This window comes from Veillonella intestinalis (genome assembly GCF_943193155.1).
Taxonomy (GTDB): domain Bacteria; phylum Bacillota; class Negativicutes; order Veillonellales; family Veillonellaceae; genus Veillonella_A; species Veillonella_A intestinalis.
The window spans coordinates 268,132-287,255 of record NZ_CALPDB010000001.1 but is presented as its reverse complement, the minus strand read 5'-3'; the positions used below and the strand labels follow the sequence as shown (position 1 = coordinate 287,255).

The window sequence follows — 19,124 nt, the reverse complement described above, 5'->3', positions numbered from 1 at the left end:
TGCTGAAACGTAATACTGTAGAACCCAATACTTAGTCTTATTTTACGTCATTCTGTGGATTTTGACAAACCTGCCAATAACCACCTCGATCTGGTCCTATACGTGTAACATAGCTATTTGCTTTCAAAAAAGCAATATTATTAGCAACCGTAGCTATACTAATTGATAATAATTCAGTTAACTGCTTTTGTGTTATAAAAGGATCTCGTGCCATATGCTCTAATATGGCTAACCTTGTTTTATTCAGTAGAGGCAACACTGATATAGTATGTAAAAATTTTTTACCTTCATCAGTTTCAATGCCTTGCTTATACTTAATTTTTAGTAACTCTTCTTTTTCAGAGTTTATATTATAAATATGGTTTTTATAAGAATTCATTCCATAAAGAGATATAGGCTCTGACACTTGATACGTAGAAATTCTATTAAAAGGCAATGTTACAGTTATCGTATTTTCACTAAAAGTAAATACATCCCTACTATATGCATCAATAATGGTAGGAACCCCTCGTCCAGAACGTTCGCTTACACGAAGTTGTAAAAAAATATTCGCTAATTCAGTATTAACAGGTACTGAGGCACCATTGAAAAAGCCTTCTTTAGTTTGCTTAGCAGCTAATGTACCTCGTGATAAAATTTCAATTCTATCTGAAAGCACACTTATCATAGGCGCATTACCATCAGTCCATTTATTATGTACAAAAGCATTAATTATCGCTTCTCTATAAGCATTACTATTAAACAAAGGAACATCTTTGCGAATCGCTACTCTGCGCCGCTCATCTGCTTGCATAATATTCAATACATCCCCATATTCAAGAATTTGCGTTACTGAAACTAATAAACAACGATTACCAAATTCTTTAACCATATATAAGGGTGCTTCTTTAGTATTTCCAGAAAATACTGATACCCTAATTGGAATATGAGAATTATCTGATAATAATTGAGCAAGCATATTATATTGCCCGTCATCTGTTCGTAATCCCAACGTAACGTCAAACGTATCAAGGTTAAGCTTTATACCTACTCCGCTATAATAATTAAACAAGCTAGTAAATTGTAAATCTTGATATTCAGCAACCATATTTTTTAAAGACATTCCATCTCGACGTAATTTTTCAAATAAAGTGGCTTCTCTCTCAGGATATTTTAACAAATTAACTTTACTGGATCCGATTCTTATAAATCGGTTATTTTTAAATGAAACAGGAGTTTTAGTAGCTCTTGGTACTTCCATAATAACCAATCGCTTATTCAAAAAGGAAATCTCATGAAATCTAAATGCCGTATCTGGTGTTAATTGTCTTGCTAAAAAATGCTCTAAAGGCTCACCATTAACAGCTATTGTAAAATCAAAGGTAGTCCCAACTACGTCATGGTTATAATCACTAATCCCCCATATTAAATAACCATAAGATTTATTGCACATAGCCGCTGCATTAGCTAAAGCAGATATATATTCCCCTAATTGATTTGGCTCATACCAATTCTCTTTAAATTCAAACCATTCACCTTCATTAGCATTTTCTATTAAATCTATAATTATTTTCTTATAATCTTTCATGTAAAATCACCTCAATTCACCTAACTATATCTTTATTATACCTCTCTCTCTTTAATAAGTATATAGATATTATACAGAAAGTATATAGAATTAATACAGAAAATAAAAAGTAATAGGTTCCCTTAACTACGACTTGTTCGTTAGAACTCAGAGTAGTGTGGGAACCTCTCTCCTCCCCCTAAAATACATCAGAATACTCAGCATAATACGCTTTATATTAATATAACGTTCAATGTAAAAAAGTAATAGGTTCCCTTAACTACGACTTGTTTGTTAGAACTCGGAGTAGTGTGGGAACCTCTCTCCTCCCCCTAAAATACACCAGAATACTCAGCGTAATAGACTTTATTTTAATATAGCGTTTAACGCAAAAAAGTAATAGGTTCCCTTAACTACGACTTGTTCGTCAAAACTCGGAGTAGTGTGGGAACCTCTCTCTTTCCCCTAAAATACACCAGAATACTCAGCGTAATAGACTTTATTTTAATATAATGTTTAACGCAAAAAAAGTAATAGGTTCCCTTAACTACGACTTGTTCGTTAGAACTCGGAGTAGTGTGGGAACCTATTACTTTTTACTTAACCTACAAATTAAAGAACATTACGCGCATATTCTGCGTATTTTGCCTCTAATTCGAGCATTTTTTCATTCATTTCAACTTGTAATTTTGAAGCTGTATCATAATCACCAGCAATAATTGCTTGCGAGATACGAGTAAATAAAGACGTTTCTGCGCCTGTATCTTTTGCAAGGTAATATCGCATTTCATTGATTACATCCCAGCGTGATGTATCAAAACTATCATCCCCATGAATTGGTTTCATAGCACGGATTGTATTAATATTGGCAGGAATTAAACGATTGATTAATTCTAATTTCCAACGATTTAAAATACCTGCAATAAAGGATTCCATTAAATCTTTAGCAAAGGCACCACCATTAACCAAAGCGTCTACTTTAACTGGATTGTTTTTATAGCCTAAGATGTTTTCCCATACAGTAGCTGGTGGAACACCATACATGCTATTTCGTTCTTCTTCTGTATAATCATCAAATACATTCTTTTCAGAACGATACGCACGACCAGTTTCTAAATAATCAGCACTGTCTTCTGGCTTTTTAGATAATTCAGCTAATAAAGCGTCTGGCGTTTTGCCCGATGTAATGACATAACGTAAACCATCTAAAACGGCGGAATAAATTAAAGCAATAGCCGTATATGTATTAGTATATGGATTTGGCGAGCGAAGTTCAAAACGAGTCGCCATTGGATTATCAATATCACGAATTAAACCACAAAGAATAGTACGGTTACGGCTTGGCTCATCAGGTTGATTACCTAAGGACGTTACAATACAGATTGGTGCTTCAAAGCCTGGTTTTAAACGGTTTAAAGAGTCGGTTGTAGATGTAATAAATGGGTTGATAACTTCATAGTTTTTCAAAAGACCCATAATCGCACCGATACCTAATGGGCTTAAGAAGGCTTTTTTCATGTCTTCCGGGCTGAAAAGATTGACCATTTTACCATTTTTCATTTTAGCCATCAAGCCAAAATGAGTATGTTCTCCAGAACCAGCTACGCCAATAATTGGTTTTGCTTGGAAAGTAACATCAAGTCCGTTTTCACGGAATACTTCACGAACAATGATTCGAGCTTGTAATTCATTATCGGCAGTTTGCAATGGATTGCTAGTATATTTCCAGTCGATTTCAAGTTGCTCTAATACATGATCCATATGACCTTCGTCATCAATTTTACCTTTAACGCCACCTACTTCTTTATGCCCCATTTCAGCATTTAAGCCATAAGCATCAAGCATTTCTACAGCTTGTTCCATAGCGGTACGAACCGCACCATGTGTACGTTGCCAGTATTGTTCTTGTAGTTTTTGAGATGTGGATAACTCTTTAGTACTTACTACTTTGGATGGTGTTTTTACCCAAAACTCTAATTCTGTAGCAGTCGTAAATACTAAGTCAGCAATATCGTCAACATTTACATGTTCCATGCCTTTAACTGCATTGTTTTTGAGTAAAGTCATTAATTCTACTTTTACAAAATCTAGTGTTTCTTTTAAGATGGAACGAGAGTCAACGTAACGATCACAGTGTTTTAAGAAAGCAGGAATACGAAGTGTTCCTGTTGGTAATCCAGTAGCTGGATCGATGTTTTCATAGTTATAATCTACAAACCAGTTAACACTTGGATCACCCCAAATATCTACACGAGCATTATTTAATGTAGCAATGCCGGTCAATACAACAGAGGAACCATCAGTCTGTACAGCACGACCTTCAAAGAAAGATTCATAATCATCAAAGAACATAGCAATTGGAATTTTTTCATCTGTGTCATTACCAGCCAAATCAACACCTACTAAAGATACAAATTTAATTTCAGGATGTTGCTCTAGTAATGCTAATACCCCTTCTTTACCATATTGACCAGCGGGAATATAGTACAATAATTCGTTTGACATAATACTTCCTCCTTGTTATAAGCAAAAAGACCCCTTAGCACTGCTGAATTAGCAATGCTCAAGGAGCCTTCATTGACCAGTTATTATCTTTAAAGGTATATTAACATACTCACATTAGTATGTCAACAACAGGTTAACCGTTAACCTTTGCAATTTCTTCACGAACAATCATATTCACAAGTTTGCCATCAGCTCTACCTTTTGTTTCAGGCATTACTTTGCCCATAACATCACCCATTTTAACAGGGGCCGTTAAGCTGTTAATAGCATTTACTACGATAGTGCGAATCTCGTTTTCACTAAGTTGGGCTGGTAAATATTTCTTCAATATTTCCATTTCCTCTTTAGTCTGATCTACGAGATCATCACGCTGACCTTTTTCAAACTCAGCCAGTGAATCTTGACGCATTTTCATTTCTTTCGCCAAAATACCAAGTATATCTGTATCGCTAAGCTCGCGCTTTTCGTTAATTTCCGTATTTTTAATTGCTCCGTTAACCATGCGAATAACGCCTAATGCCACTTTGCCCGCTTCACGTGCTTTCATGGCTTCTTTCATATCCGCCTTTAACTGTTCTTTTAAGGACATACCGTGCCTCCAAGATAAATCTTACGCTCTGAATTTGCGCTTACGTGCAGCCTCAGATTTTTTCTTTCTTTTCACGCTTGGTTTTTCATAGTGTTCGCGTTTTCTTACTTCAGACAAAACACCCGCTTTTTGGCAGGAGCGTTTAAAACGGCGAAGAGCACTTTCAAGCGTTTCATTTTTACCGACTTTAATTTCAGACATCTATATCCCTCCCTCCAATTATTCGATGGAAGTGCAGGTATTTACTATACGCACATAAAGATATTATAATATTTGACACTATGTTTGTCAATATTAGAAGGTCATTATGCGCTGTATTTATATACATTTTTTTAGATTTCTGGCCATCCTAATTCTTGGCCACCTAAAATATGAGCATGTAAATGGAATACTGTCTGTCCAGCTTTTGCACCAGTATTAAATACTACACGATAACCATCAGCAGCTAAGCCTAACTCTTTTGTTACTTCTTTAATAAATGGTAGAATTCCTTCTACATATTCAACTTTTTCATCAGTTAAATGTGCAATATTAGCTACGTGATTTTTAGGAATCACTAAGACATGCACTTTTGTTACAGGATTAATATCATGAAATGCTAAGAACTTATCATTTTCTAATACTTTGTTACAAGGAATTTCACCATTAATAATTTTACAAAAAATGCAATCACTCATGTGTCATCGCTCCTTAATAAATTAATACAATGTGTACATTTATTCAATGATAACTGTTTCACCGTCAAGGGCTACTACCGTACCACCAATAATTGTGCCCACTTCATAAGAACTTTCGTCTTTCTTTATTTTACCGTGAATATATTCATTAGTAAAGCCTAGATAATAGCCATCTTCTTCACGCTCAATCAAGATTTGAGCTGGCTTGCCTATCATTGACTCGGCAAATTTAACTAAGCCTTTTTGCCCCAAAGTATTCAAAAGTGCTACCCGTGTTTTCTTTACGGCTTCTGGAACTTGATCTTCCATAACGGCTGCTGGTGTGCCTTCCCGTTTTGAATAAGGAAACGCGTGAATATGAGTGAACCCAATTTCTTCAACCGTCTTCATGGTTTCTTCGAAATCTTCATCCGTTTCTCCAGGGAAACCCGCTATAATGTCAGTAGTAATTGCCAAATTAGGAATACGACTACGAAGCCGAGTAATTAAATCCTTAAACTCTTGTAACGTATAATGACGATTCATCAATTTCAAAATATGATCAGAGCCAGCTTGTAATGGCAAATGTAAATGCGTACAGAAACGTGGCTCTTTTGCCATTAAATCGACTAATTCTTCCGAAACTTCTACGGATTCAATGGAACCTAATCGAATACGCTGTAATTCAGGAATTTCAAGTAAAGCTTTCACTACTTGAGCTAAATTTGGTTTTTCTGGTAATTCAATACCATAATTCCCCAAATGAATACCAGTCAATACAATTTCATGGTAACCGTGCGCTACTAGGCGCTTCGCTTCTTTCACAATATCTTCAATACGGCGAGATTTTAATTTCCCTCGAGTATAAGGAATGATACAGAAAGTACAATAATTATTACAACCTTCTTGAATTTTCATGAAGGCGCGAGCCTTATCGATTTCATTACCATACAAAGGCATTTCTTCAAATGTAGCTTGTTCCATAATATTACGAACAATGCTAATCTGTTTTTCTGTAGATTCTAATTGTTCTACTAATTCTACAACTTGATGACGATTATTTGTGCCAATGACAAGATTTACCCCTTCAATAGCTGCAATCGCATCAGGTGCTAACTGCGCATAACAGCCTGTTACGATAATATAGGCATCTTCATTTGTACGTTTAGCTTTGCGAATGAGTTGACGTGATTTTCGTTCGCCCATATTAGTAACAGAGCAAGTATTAATTACGTAAATATCCGCTTTTTCATCAAAATCTACAGGCTCATAGCCCTTTTGTATAAATAAACCACGCATAGCGTCCGTATCATATTGATTAACGCGACAACCTAAGGTAGTAAATGCTACTGTTTTCATTATTTTTTTGATTAACTCCTCTCAATTTACATATTTAACTCGTATTGCAACATACTCACTGCACTAATAGCTGCCGTTTCAGCTCGTAAAATGGTACTACCAAGCGTTACTACATCAGCACCTAAGTCCATCATTAGAGAAACTTCGCTTTCACTTAATCCACCTTCTGGGCCGATGATGATAAGCACGCGTTGTGAGTCATCTTGTTGCAATGCTTCTTTCAAAGTATGACTTGCTTCATTCTCATAAGCGACCAAAAAGCGTGTTCCACGTTTTGCTTCAGCCGTTAACACTTCACTTATATTTTGCATAATCTCTAGCTTTGGCAATTGTTCCCGTCCACATTGCTGAGAAGCTTCTTTCATAATTTTTTGCCAACGCTCTACCTTTTGTGGCAATTTATCGGCTTTGTATTGAACTACACAATGTTTCATAGGGACAGCATATACAGTGTGAACATTAAGTTCCGTTGCCTTTTGTAGCACCCATTCTAATTTGTCAGCTTTTAAAAAAGCTTGTACCAGCACTACTTCCACATCGCCCGGTGATGTAGTATCTACATCACCAACTCGCTCAGCTCTAGCTTCACCATCTACCACATCTAAAATGCGATAGGTAGCCGTACCACCATCGTTATTACTTACACGAATTGGCTTGGCTACATTATGACGAAACACAGTCAGTAAATGATGCGTTGTTTCTTTAGGTATTATTATTTCAGTATCTAATGGAGTGGAAATAAATATCTTCTTCATTAAATACTCCTTTCTTGCAATGTCAATAGCCCCCTCAAATAGAGTTACATATTAGTATACCATGTTTATCGATGTTTCTCTATGGGAAAAACCTCCTACACAAGAACAATAAGTTCTTGCACAGGAGGTTCCTCCAATTATGACTTATGTGTTAAGGCAAATGTATGCCAGCTACCTTTAACTATTTCTTCCACAATCTGCCAATGCTCGACAATATATGGCTTAATCTCTTCGTAACGCTCATCAATGATACCACTAATAATCAGTGTCCCCTTAGGAGCTAACTTTTCACTAATCGTCGGTAATAACATTTTAAGAGGATCGACTGTCAAATTCGCTAAAATTAAATCAGCAGTGCCCTTAAAATCAGTAGCCAGATCACCACAGATAAGCTGTGCAGTAACGCCATTCGTTTTACAATTAATTTCTGCCTGCACGACTGCACTATTGTCTATATCAATACCAATTAAAGTAGGAATACCTAACTGATGGGCTACTAAAAGCAAAATGCCTGTGCCTGTACCAATATCTAAACAAGTATTTGCCTTAGCGCCATATGTTGCCATTAACTCTGCACAAGCCTGTGTTGTTTCATGAGCACCCGTTCCAAAAGAAAGATCAGAATCAATCGTAATCACTTGTTCACCCTCTTTTGGTATATATTCTTTCCAGGCAGGTCGAATCACTAAATTGGGTAAAATTTCAGTCGGTTCAATATATTGTTGCCAACTATTATACCAATCTGTATCAGTTACTTCTTTCGCATATAAATCTTTAAACTGAAACTGGGCTTGTTTTAATTCATGGGCAATGCATTGTTCCCATTCATCAACACTTTTAGCTGTATCACCATATAAGGTAATCTGTACCCAATCGGGTTCATTCGGTACGTCTTCTTCTATAAAACCGTTGCTACTCATAGTATCAAAAAGAGTAGTCACTTCTTCAAGGACTACTCTTTCAATGGCAACGGATATTTCAATCCATTTCATATATACCTCTTTAATCAAGACTCAAGGCATCTTTTACTTTGTCGCCAATTTTTTCTAAAATGCTCTTACTCTCCTGCAAAATTGTTACATCTTCTTTGCCTTCTTTTGCAAATTGAACTAACAATTCACGCTGTTTATCAGTCAACTTCTTAGGCGTTGCCACAGTAACACGAACGTGTTGATCCCCTCGTTGATTTGGATTACGTAAGTATGGAATCCCCTTTCCTTTTAAGCGGAAAATAGTACCAGTTTGAGTACCTTCAGGGATTTTCAATTCTACTTTACCATCTAATGTATTAACCTTAATCGTAGCACCAATAGCAGCTTGAGCAAATGTAATCTTAGCTTCACTCACAACTTCATTACCTTGACGTTCAAATTCACGACTAGGTTTTACATAGATGTAAACATACAAGTCACCTTTAGGGCCACCTTTAATACCTGGTTCCCCTTCATTCGCTACACGCAAACGTGAGCCACTGTCAACGCCAGCTGGAATTTTAATTTCAATCTTACGACGAGCTACTGTTTCACCACTGCCATGACAAGTCTTACATGGTTTCTCAATCTTTTTACCAGAGCCATGACAAGCTGAACAAGTACGTGCAGAACGCATCTGACCAAATGGCGTATTTTGTACCACTGTTTCTTGTCCAGAACCATGACAACGAGTACAAGTATCTACTTTGCTACCTGGCTCACCACCAGTACCATGACAATGATCACATTCTTCATGACGTTGAATTTCAATCGTCATCTTGCGACCAAAGGCGGCATCTTCAAAGCTAATTTCAACATCATGACGAAGATCGTCCCCTTTTTGAGGACCACGGGCTTGTTGACCACCACCGCCACCAAAGAACATGTCAAAAATATCACCAAAGCCACCAGCTTGGCCACCGAATCCGCCAAAACCACCTTGACCGCCAAAGCCGCCGAAACCACCGGCCCCAGCGCCTCCACCTTGCGTGAAGGCTTCATGACCATACTGGTCATACTGGGAACGTTTAGTTTCATCAGACAATACTTCATAGGCTTCATTGGCTTCTTTAAATTTCTCTTCGGCCTCTTTTGGATTGTCACGGTTTACGTCAGGATGATATTGGCGAGCTTTTTTTCTAAATGCTTTCTTTATTTCATCTTGAGAGGCGTTTTTATTGACCCCTAAGACGTCATAATAATCCTTCGCCATTAGTTACCGTCCTCTTAGTCTTTTTTATCGTCTTTTACTTCAGTATATTCAGCATCTACCACATCATCGTTAGATTGTGCACCAGCTGCATCAGCGCCTTGAGCCGCACCAGCAGCATCTTGAGCTGCTTGCGCTTGTTCATACATCTTAGTAGACAATTCATATAAAGGTTTTGTCAATTCTTCGCTCTTAGCTTTAATGTCTTCTACATTACCAGCTTCAATTGCAGATTTCAAAGCATCTTTAGCCGTTTTTACTTGTTCTAAAGTAGTAGCATCTGCTTTGCCTTCAAAGTCTTTAATTGCTTTTTCAGCTTGGTAAACTAAGGAATCAGCATTGTTTTTAACTTCGATTTCTTCTTTCTTAGCTTTATCTTCCGCAGCATGAGCTTCAGCTTCTTTTACCATGCGGTCAATTTCATCTTGTTGTAATCCGCCAGAGGAAGTAATTGTAATCGCTTGTTCCTTACCAGTACCCATATCTTTAGCTTTTACGTTTACGATACCGTTAGCATCGATATTGAAAGTAACTTCGATTTTAGGTACCCCACGAGGAGCTGCTGGAATGCCAGTTAATTCGAAACGACCCAAAGTTTTATTATCTGCAGCGAAATCACGTTCACCTTGTAATACATGAATATCTACAGAAGGTTGATTATCTGCAGCCGTAGAGAATACTTGGCTCTTAGAAGTAGGAATAGTTGTGTTACGATCGATAATACGAGTGAACACACCACCTAACGTTTCAATACCTAAAGACAATGGAGTTACATCAAGAAGTAACACGTCTTTAACTTCACCAACAAGTACGCCACCTTGGATAGCTGCACCAACAGCTACACATTCATCAGGATTAACGTTTTTAGTAGGTTCTTTACCTAATACACGTTTGATAGCTTCTTGAACGGCTGGAATACGAGAAGAACCACCAACTAATAAGATTTTGTCAATTTCGCCAACACTTAAACCAGAGTCTGCTAAAGCTTTACGAGTTGGTTCAATTGTAGCTTCTACTAGATCATGAGTTAATTCTTCAAATTTAGCACGGGTTAAAGTTAAATCTAAATGTTTAGGACCAGTTGCATCAGCTGTAATAAATGGCAAGTTAATGTTAGTGCTCATTACACCAGACAACTCAATTTTAGCTTTTTCAGCTGCTTCTTTTAAACGTTGATCTGCCATTTTATCTTGAGACAAGTCAATGCCAGTATCTTTTTTGAACTCTTCAATCAACCAGTTCATTACACGTTGGTCAAAGTCATCGCCACCTAAATGGTTATTACCGCTAGTAGCTTTTACTTCAAATACGCCATCACCAAGTTCAAGGATAGATACGTCAAAAGTACCGCCACCAAGGTCAAATACAAGCACTTTGCCTTCTTCGTCTTTATCTACACCATAAGCAAGAGCCGCTGCTGTTGGTTCGTTGATAATACGAAGAACATCAAGACCAGCAATAGCACCAGCATCTTTAGTTGCCTGACGTTGGCTATCTGTAAAGTAAGCAGGTACAGTAATAACTGCTTGCGTTACTTTTTCACCAAGATATGCTTCAGCATCAGCTTTTAATTTTTGCAGAACCATTGCTGAAATTTCTTGTGGTGTGTAATCTTTGTCGTCAATTTTTACTTTGTAATCGCTACCCATATGACGTTTAATGGAAGAAATAGTGCGATCTGGGTTTGATACAGCCTGACGTTTTGCCAATTGGCCTACCAAACGTTCCCCATTCTTTGCAAAACCTACAACGGAAGGTGTTAAACGAGAACCTTCTTGGTTCGTAATAACTACTGGTTCGCCGCCTTCCATAACAGCTACTACAGAGTTTGTTGTACCTAAGTCAATACCAATTACTTTTGCCATTTTAAATGACCTCCTATTAATTATTACTTCTATCTATTGTCATGTTAATTCTTTTAATGTAGTGTATAAATTTTAAAGTTTTGCGTTTTTTAAGAATTAATCATTATGTACTACTTTAACCATAGCTGGTCGAACAGTTTTGCCATCTACAGTGTAGCCTGTTTGCAACACTTCGCATACCATATCATCTTCATATTCATCAGACGGTACACGCATAATAGCTTGATGATAATTTGGATCAAACGGTTGCCCCACAGCTTCAATTACAGCCAAACCATGTTTACTTAACATAGCCATCAAGTTTTGGTGAATCATTACAAAGCCATCCAAAAAAGCTTTCGTTTCCGCTGTAGTCGGCGCCGCTAAGGCTCTTTCAAAATTATCTAAAACGCCAAATAAGTCTTTCATAACATCAGCTTTTACGAAACCTGCTAATTGATCTTTTTCCTGCAAGGTACGTCGCTTGAAATTATCAAAGTCTGCTTGCAAACGAACAAAGCGTTTTTCTGCTTCTGCCAGTGCTTCTTGAACTGCATCTGCTTCAGCACTAACGGCTTCACTTACTTCATTAGCTTCACTAGCAGCTACATCTTCAGCACTTTCTACGGTTACTTCAGGTTCATTAGCTGTTACTTCTTCATTTGTTACAGTTTCTTGGCCCTCTGTTTGTTTCATGTCGTCTGCTCCCATCGTGAGTATCACCTCATTACTTTCTATTTTTATTTTCCGCTAATGCACGCATAAAATCTTGCATATACGATAAAATACCAATAATACGACCATACTCCATACGAGTTGGTCCTAAAATAGCTAATGTGCCAATTCGCTCATCATTGTCACCAAAGTCAGCTTGAATAACACTCAACTCTTTCATGGTCTCCGCTTTATTTTCGCTCCCAATGGTAATACCGATACCGTCTTTTTTAGAAGATGCTAATAATTTATTTAATTGATCTTGTTCTTCTAATAAAGATAAAATTGGCTGTACTTTCTTTATATCTTTAAACTCTGGCTGTTCTAAAAGTTCTGTAGTACCTACTGAATAAAACAGCTTACGTTTAGCAATCGCTCGATATAATGTTTCAGCTAATATCATTAACACAGCTCGAGGCCCTTCAATTAATTGAATAGTTGCTTCTAAACTATGTAAGGTTAAGTCACAAATCCTAAGGTCTTTTAACGCATTGGTAAGCCGCATAGTCACTGTTGCTAACACATCGTCAGAAACAGATTCTTTAAAGTACATAGGCTCATTATCTAAAGCGCCTTGATCGGTTACCACAACCATAATCGCCCGATTATCACCTATAGGTAATACATGAATAAATTTAAGCACTGATGTATCATGAGCTGGTGCTAAGAATAAACTCATGTTGTGACTAATCTGTGAAATTAGCTTAGCTACATTTAAAAAGAAATCTTCAAAATTAGCTGGCTTTTGTTGCCATATTCGATTAATTTGTTCTGCATCTTCGCGCTCTGTACCGTTCGAATGCAACATGGCATCTACATAAAAACGATAACCTTTGGCTGATGGAATACGACCTGCTGATGTATGTGGTTGTTCCAAAAAACCTAAGTCTTCTAAATCAGCCATTTCATTACGAACTGTGGCAGGACTAACACCTAAATTATAATTCTTAGCTAGTGTGCGTGATCCTACTGGTTCAGCTGACTTTATGTAGTCTTGTATGATTGCGTGTAAGATGCGTTGTTTACGTTCATCCATAATCACACCTCATTGTTAGCACTCATCAATGTCGAGTGCTAATCACAGCTATAATGTTATCATAAAACGTCAAAATGTCAAGCAATTATTTTAAAAAAATTTCCTAAAAGTTCGCTTATTTACTGATTAGTCAAAAAATCAAAGAGGCGTTTGACAATCAATAACTGCCAAACGCCTTTTCTTATAATACTTTTAATTTAATAAAGCATATACATATTCTAAACTATACGTTTACGAGTCGCTACTTTGTAAATTAATACGCAAAGCGCTAAATAAATTACAATACCTAGATATGTTGCTTCAGGTGTTTGTTCCCAAGCTTCTAAGAACCAATCCACACCAGCAATACGAAGTACAGCACTAATTAAACTGCCAATAGCACCACCAGCTACAAAACCAGAGGCAACAGTACCGCCTTCATTCACACGAGCTTCCCCTTCAGCTTCATCTTTGGCACTACGTTTTACAAGATAGGAAATGAAACCACCAAGTAAGATTGGTGTATTAATTTCCATTGGTAAATAGGTACCAAGGGCAAAGGCCAATGGTGGCACACCTACCATCCATAATAAAACAGCGAACACCGCACCAATGATATAAAGTGGCCATGGCGCACTACCGCCTGTCATAAGCGGTTCAACAATAGCAGCCATAGCATTGGCTTGAGGTGCATTTAAGGCTCCTTCACCAACGAAGCCATACGCATTATTTAAAAGAATCAAAACACCCACTGATACAATACTGGATACTACAACCCCAACTAATTGCCAAGTCTGCATTTTAGCAGGCGTAGCGCCTGTCAAATGAGCCACTTTATGTTCTGACATGAAGTTACCCGCTACACCAATTGTAGTACCTAAGAAAGCGGCCATCATCAAAATTGCAATGATACCAGTAGTACCACCCATACCAACGCTAGTTAACACTACTGCACTAATAAGGATCATAAAGATTGTCATACCAGATACTGGTTCATTACCAGTAAACGCAATGGAACTAATCCCTACTACGGATAATAGGAACGACATAATCAACACGATTAGGAAGGCCAATACAGATTGCATCAAAGTTTCTGCAAAATAAATATGGAAGAAAATACCAAACAATACAGTCGTTAAAATAATACCTAAACCTAATACTGAATTTGGCAAATCCCGTTCTGTCCGTAAAATATTTACTGTTGTTGTTTTACCGCGGGAGAACATGTCAACAATAGCACGTTTCATAATCTTGCTAACTACATTGGACATAGTTAATAGGCCAATTACCCCTGCCATGGCTAACATACCAATACCAATATGACGTACATAAGTCGTGAATACTGTACGAACAGGTGCTTCAGCTAATAGAATTTCTTTGCCTCCTACCGTCATCAAATGATCGCCACCAATGAAGTAGAAAATAGGAATACATACAAACCATGCGAAGAAAGAACCTGCTGCAATAATAGCACCATAACGCAAGCCAGTAAAATAACCTAAACCAAGTAAAGCAATATCACTATCAAGGGCAAAAGAAACTTTTGTTTTATCTTGGAATATTTGCCCCCATTTGAATGTAGTTGTGGAGAATACTTCACGCCACCATCCTAATGTATTTAGCACAAAGTCATAGAATAAACCAAGTAAACCACTTAATGCCATAAGCTTCGCTTTACTACCATCATTACTACTCAATACTTCTGCAGCTGCACGTCCACCTGGGAACGGATAGGCATGATGCATTTCCACACAGAAATATTGACGGAAGAAAATACAGAGGAATACGCCTAACATACCACCAAGTATAATCGGAATAATCATTTGTAGCACGGTTACATGGTGAATATCTAAAATAAATAAAGCCGGTAAGATAAACATAGCACCACATAATACATTAGTGCCAGAACTAGCGATAGCCTGAATATGTACTGTTTCAGGGAAAGCATTTTTACGTTTAAACAATACAGCCATCCCCATTGAAAGAATAGATACCGGTGCAAAGGCATCAACTGTTTGGCCGATTTTTAAGCATAAATAACCTACTGCAAGAGCAAATAATGCAGCATAAAATAAGCCCCAGAAAATAACATAACTGTTAATTTCTTCATAATTTTTGGTGGGGTCCATAATTGGGCGGACCTCATCATGATGTCCTGACGCTGCCATTTCATCATCTCCTTAATACATAAAACACGTAAAAATATAAAAAATAATACCAGAAAAACATACTTCCTAATGTTCACTGCTCCGCTTGCACCATTAATACCGCTACATTTTTATCAACAACTTCCTCCTCTCAAAGAAATATTGACAATGTACAAAAATCCCGCTAACACGCACAAAAGAGAGGGTTTTCATGCTGCCATGAATAGCCCTCTCTTTTATCTAACTTGATTATATGTTGTATTATTATTAATGTCAATTACTAGTGTACAGTTGATAACTAATCGGCATATTGCCCCTTAAAGTCGACTCATTTTTGTGATATCTTCATTGCGACCAATGAGAATTAATAAATCATCCTTTTTTAACGGTTCCTTTGGTTCTGGTGGTGCTAAGACTTCTTTATCCCTTTTTATAGCTACCACGTTTATTCCATATCGGCTTCGTAGTGAAAGCTCAACCAAAGATTGGCCTACCATAAATTCAGGTGTATTCATTTCGACAAGACCAATATCTTGCGATAGTTGAAAATAATCAACAATATATTCACGAGTCAACATCTGTGCCAAACGATCTGCCATATTCATTTCAGGAAAAATGACTAAGTCTACGCCTACTCGTTCCAATAACTTGCTTTCCATATCACTCGAAGCTTTGGCTACTACATAGGGTGCTTTCAATTCTTTTAAAACCATAGCGCTCAATAATTTGGCCTTTAAATCATCGCCAATAGCAATTACTACTACATCAAACTCTTGTAAATGCAAACTACGAATAGTCTCTTCATCACTAAAATCAGCTACCATGCTATGTGTAAGAAAAGGTGCCACTTTCTGAACTACTTTTTCATCAATATCAATACCACATACTTCATGACCTAAGGCTGCTACCTGCTTTGCTAAGGTGCCACCAAAACGCCCTAACCCAATTATACCTATTGTTTTACGCTTCATATAAAACTCCTAAAATTACTATAACAATACATTGTCTTCTGGATAATACGCTGTTGTTGTACGTCGCCGTTTCAAGAAAAAGGCTCCAATTAATGTAAGCACCCCTATACGACCTGTATACATAACCACAATAAGGGTTAATTTGCTCACGGTCGATAATTCAGGTGTAATACCAATCGTAAGACCGACAGTAGCAAATGCTGAGGTTACTTCAAATAGCAAATCAAGAAATGGAAATTCTTCAATACCCGCCAGTATAAATGTTGCTAGCACTACAAGAATGGACGAAAAAAATACAATGCCACAGGCCTTATAAATAACAGCTTGACTTAAACTACGTTCAAATAACTCAACACGTCGTTTATTGCTAAATAAAGACCATGAGGTAGCCCATAAAACGGCCATTGTACTAATTTTAATACCACCGCCCGTAGAGTTTGGGCCAGCGCCAATAAACATAAAAACAACGGTAATAAAAACCGTAATAGGATGTAAATCCCCATAATTTAATGTCGGAATACCGGCTGTTCTAGGTGTTACAGCTTGAAACAATGCACCTTGTAACTTCGTAAGTGCAGGTAAGGGCTGCAACGTATTATTCCACTCAAGTCCTAAAATGGCAAGCGTACCAACAATCACTAAGATAGCTTCGCCAACAAGCATAACTTTAGTATGTAAAGCAAAACTACGAAAACCTCGTTTATAATTCTTAAAAATATCAAAGGTCGCCATATAGCCAAAGCCACCAATAAGAATTAAACTACAAGTCGTTATGGTGAATCCCCAATTTCCTACTAAATCATAGGGCAGATTGTTATCAAAGAATACAAAACCAGCATTACAAAATGTGGAAATAGCTTGATAGAAACCATAGTAAATAGCACTACTACCTAAGTAAGGCCATAAATCGATGGTATAAGCAATGCCACCTATGAATTCAACACCAAAAGTCAACAACGCAATCTTTTTAAGCACTGTATGTACAGAAATATTGTCTTCCCCAATATCTTCTTGTAATAATAATTTATTTTCTAACCCTACTTTTCTGCGAAGAATTAAAAATATAAAAGTAGTAAACGTCATAGTGCCTAAACCACCAATTTGTATCAAGAAAATCATGATCGTTTGTCCCAATACATTCCAGTGGTGAAATGTATCAACCGTGGTTAAGCCTGTTACAGATACACAAGATACAGCTACAAATAAGGCATCTACCCAATGAGTACTAGTACCATCAATCGTAACCATTGGCAAGGTCAGCAAAGCCCCTCCCAATAACATTAAAATCGCAAAACTAAGTGCTAACATGCGCTGTGGATTATTCATAAGTGATTCGCGCCATATTCGTCGCCACGACTTTGGCTGATTGTGTAAATTAGGTTTTAAAAGCATAGTGAAACCTCTATTTATTATGATAGTAATATATTTGTATTATACCTCTTTTTAAAATTTTGCCAATAAAAAACTATTGATACTAAAAAAGGATATGCGACGTAATTATCGCATACCCTTTCTAAACATATCTATCATTTCAGCACTCTTAACCACTCGTCAAAAGTTGCTATGATTATTCAGTTACTGCAAAAGGGTTTCCTAAACGACTTAAGCAATGATCAAACTTTTCCTTTGGCATAGCATTATCTTTATACCATTGTAATAAAAACTCAATTTTTGCTTGTGCTTCTTCTGCCGTTAAACCTTTTGCTAGTGTTTCACCACCTTTAGGGCGATTGCCACTTTTACCTCCAGCAACTAATACAAAGCCATCAGGCATACCATAGACACCAATATCTTTAATCATTGATTCTGCACAACAACGGGGACAACCACTAATACCAATTCGTACTTTATTTGGCATTGTTTCACCAAAATAGGTTTCATCAATATATTTAGCTACGGGAATAGTCTGCATAAAAGCATGAGAGCAACCATCCGTACCTCGACACGCAACCACTGAGTTGACAGCCGCATGTTTTACTGGTTGCACACCTTCTGGTAATCGTTCTAGAATCGCCGCTTTAGCTTCTTTGGTAATGTCATAAATCTGAATCCCAGTTACTACCACTCGAAAATTGCCGTTAAATTCATCGGCTAAGTCCATAATAGCATGTAATTGTTCACGGGAAAATTCACTAAATAAAGAATGTAGAATAATAGATGTTTTCATGAAAGCTCCTTAGTTAACTGATTAATGAGATTACTTATATCTGTAAATAAATCTTAACTATATGTATTTGTATCACATTACTATTCTACAAAACTGTGACAAATATCACCAAATAACTAAAAGTTATGACTAAAAAGGCTATAGCATCGTAGAAATTGTTTCATCATCAAGACTTTCTAACTTATGTTGTAAATATTTACGCCATACATATTCTGCACTAGCCGTTGCATACAGAAGAAAATAAAAATAAGCGGCACTCGATAGAGCCATGAAGATTAATGAAAATCTTGAAATAACTTCATTATCACTAATTTGTCCCGCTTGTAATTCAGTCATAAAAAGGGCTACACAAGCTATATATAGTAAAGCTAACACAATAGCTAATATAAGGGCAATAGCATATAAAATAAATAAAAAAGCACTGCGGGAAATATGCGTATCAGGAAAACGCTTTTTAAGCCCTTTCACATAAAAAGGCCTACATAATAGGGCAAATGCTGTAATAACTACAAATAAAATAATGCCTGCCGCTATGTGAAACTTGTCGCCAGGCAATATATGATATAACCACTTATAAGAAAAAAAGACCACAGCTAAACTTACTAAATCAAAACCAATGCTAGCAAAACACGCGCGCCAGCCAAACATTACATAATCTCTCATCTTGCAAACTTC

Annotated in this window: 17 protein-coding genes; all 17 read right to left on the bottom strand. The window is 37.0% G+C overall.

The features are described from left to right. Positions 1–37 precede the first annotated feature (37 nt). A complete protein-coding gene (locus NFR44_RS01245) occupies positions 38–1,567 on the bottom strand; it encodes an RNA-binding domain-containing protein (protein ID WP_251440282.1) in 1,530 nt (509 codons plus the stop codon). 591 nt (positions 1,568–2,158) lie between these two features. Beyond that, on the bottom strand, positions 2,159–4,051 hold the full coding sequence (locus NFR44_RS01240) for a type I glutamate--ammonia ligase (protein ID WP_251440280.1): 1,893 nt from the start codon (positions 4,049–4,051) through the stop codon (positions 2,159–2,161). A 133-nt stretch (positions 4,052–4,184) separates the two neighbouring features. After that, entirely contained in the window at positions 4,185–4,640 is a 456-nt protein-coding gene (locus tag NFR44_RS01235) for a GatB/YqeY domain-containing protein (protein ID WP_251440278.1), read from the bottom strand. Between the two features lie 21 nt (positions 4,641–4,661). Beyond that, the gene (gene rpsU, locus NFR44_RS01230; RefSeq protein ID WP_004695751.1) at positions 4,662–4,841 is read right to left on the bottom strand and encodes a 30S ribosomal protein S21; all 180 of its coding nucleotides are present in this window, start codon (positions 4,839–4,841) and stop codon (positions 4,662–4,664) included. A 131-nt stretch (positions 4,842–4,972) separates the two neighbouring features. Next, a complete protein-coding gene (locus NFR44_RS01225; RefSeq protein WP_251440276.1) occupies positions 4,973–5,317 on the bottom strand; it encodes a histidine triad nucleotide-binding protein in 345 nt (114 codons plus the stop codon). 39 nt (positions 5,318–5,356) lie between these two features. Next, positions 5,357–6,655, bottom strand: a complete 1,299-nt coding sequence (gene mtaB / locus NFR44_RS01220) for a tRNA (N(6)-L-threonylcarbamoyladenosine(37)-C(2))-methylthiotransferase MtaB (protein WP_251440274.1) — start codon at positions 6,653–6,655, stop codon at positions 5,357–5,359. 26 nt (positions 6,656–6,681) lie between these two features. Further along, entirely contained in the window at positions 6,682–7,410 is a 729-nt protein-coding gene (locus tag NFR44_RS01215) for an RsmE family RNA methyltransferase (protein ID WP_251440272.1), read from the bottom strand. Between the two features lie 137 nt (positions 7,411–7,547). Next, positions 7,548–8,402, bottom strand: a complete 855-nt coding sequence (locus tag NFR44_RS01210; RefSeq protein ID WP_251440269.1) for a 50S ribosomal protein L11 methyltransferase — start codon at positions 8,400–8,402, stop codon at positions 7,548–7,550. 10 nt (positions 8,403–8,412) lie between these two features. Then, a complete protein-coding gene (gene dnaJ / locus NFR44_RS01205) occupies positions 8,413–9,594 on the bottom strand; it encodes a molecular chaperone DnaJ (protein ID WP_251440266.1) in 1,182 nt (393 codons plus the stop codon). 14 nt (positions 9,595–9,608) lie between these two features. Continuing rightward, a complete protein-coding gene (gene dnaK / locus NFR44_RS01200) occupies positions 9,609–11,456 on the bottom strand; it encodes a molecular chaperone DnaK (protein ID WP_251440263.1) in 1,848 nt (615 codons plus the stop codon). Positions 11,457–11,552: 96 nt separating this feature from the next. Further along, the gene (gene grpE, locus NFR44_RS01195; protein ID WP_251440260.1) at positions 11,553–12,131 is read right to left on the bottom strand and encodes a nucleotide exchange factor GrpE; all 579 of its coding nucleotides are present in this window, start codon (positions 12,129–12,131) and stop codon (positions 11,553–11,555) included. Between the two features lie 31 nt (positions 12,132–12,162). Further along, positions 12,163–13,185 carry a heat-inducible transcriptional repressor HrcA gene (gene hrcA / locus NFR44_RS01190; RefSeq protein WP_251440257.1) on the bottom strand — a complete coding sequence of 341 codons (1,023 nt, stop codon included), beginning with the start codon at positions 13,183–13,185 and terminating at the stop codon, positions 12,163–12,165. A 218-nt stretch (positions 13,186–13,403) separates the two neighbouring features. After that, positions 13,404–15,332: an OPT family oligopeptide transporter gene (locus NFR44_RS01185; protein ID WP_251440254.1), complete on the bottom strand. Its 1,929-nt coding sequence runs from the start codon at positions 15,330–15,332 to the stop codon at positions 13,404–13,406. Between the two features lie 296 nt (positions 15,333–15,628). Further along, the gene (locus NFR44_RS01180) at positions 15,629–16,282 is read right to left on the bottom strand and encodes a potassium channel family protein (RefSeq protein ID WP_251440252.1); all 654 of its coding nucleotides are present in this window, start codon (positions 16,280–16,282) and stop codon (positions 15,629–15,631) included. Between the two features lie 18 nt (positions 16,283–16,300). Continuing rightward, on the bottom strand, positions 16,301–17,608 hold the full coding sequence (locus tag NFR44_RS01175; RefSeq protein ID WP_251440249.1) for a TrkH family potassium uptake protein: 1,308 nt from the start codon (positions 17,606–17,608) through the stop codon (positions 16,301–16,303). A gap of 241 nt (positions 17,609–17,849) precedes the next feature. Beyond that, positions 17,850–18,449, bottom strand: coding sequence for an NAD(P)/FAD-dependent oxidoreductase (locus tag NFR44_RS01170; protein ID WP_251440246.1), 600 nt, complete (start codon positions 18,447–18,449; stop codon positions 17,850–17,852). 138 nt (positions 18,450–18,587) lie between these two features. After that, positions 18,588–19,112 carry a hypothetical protein gene (locus tag NFR44_RS01165; RefSeq protein WP_251440245.1) on the bottom strand — a complete coding sequence of 175 codons (525 nt, stop codon included), beginning with the start codon at positions 19,110–19,112 and terminating at the stop codon, positions 18,588–18,590. Between the last annotated feature and the right edge of the window lie 12 nt (positions 19,113–19,124).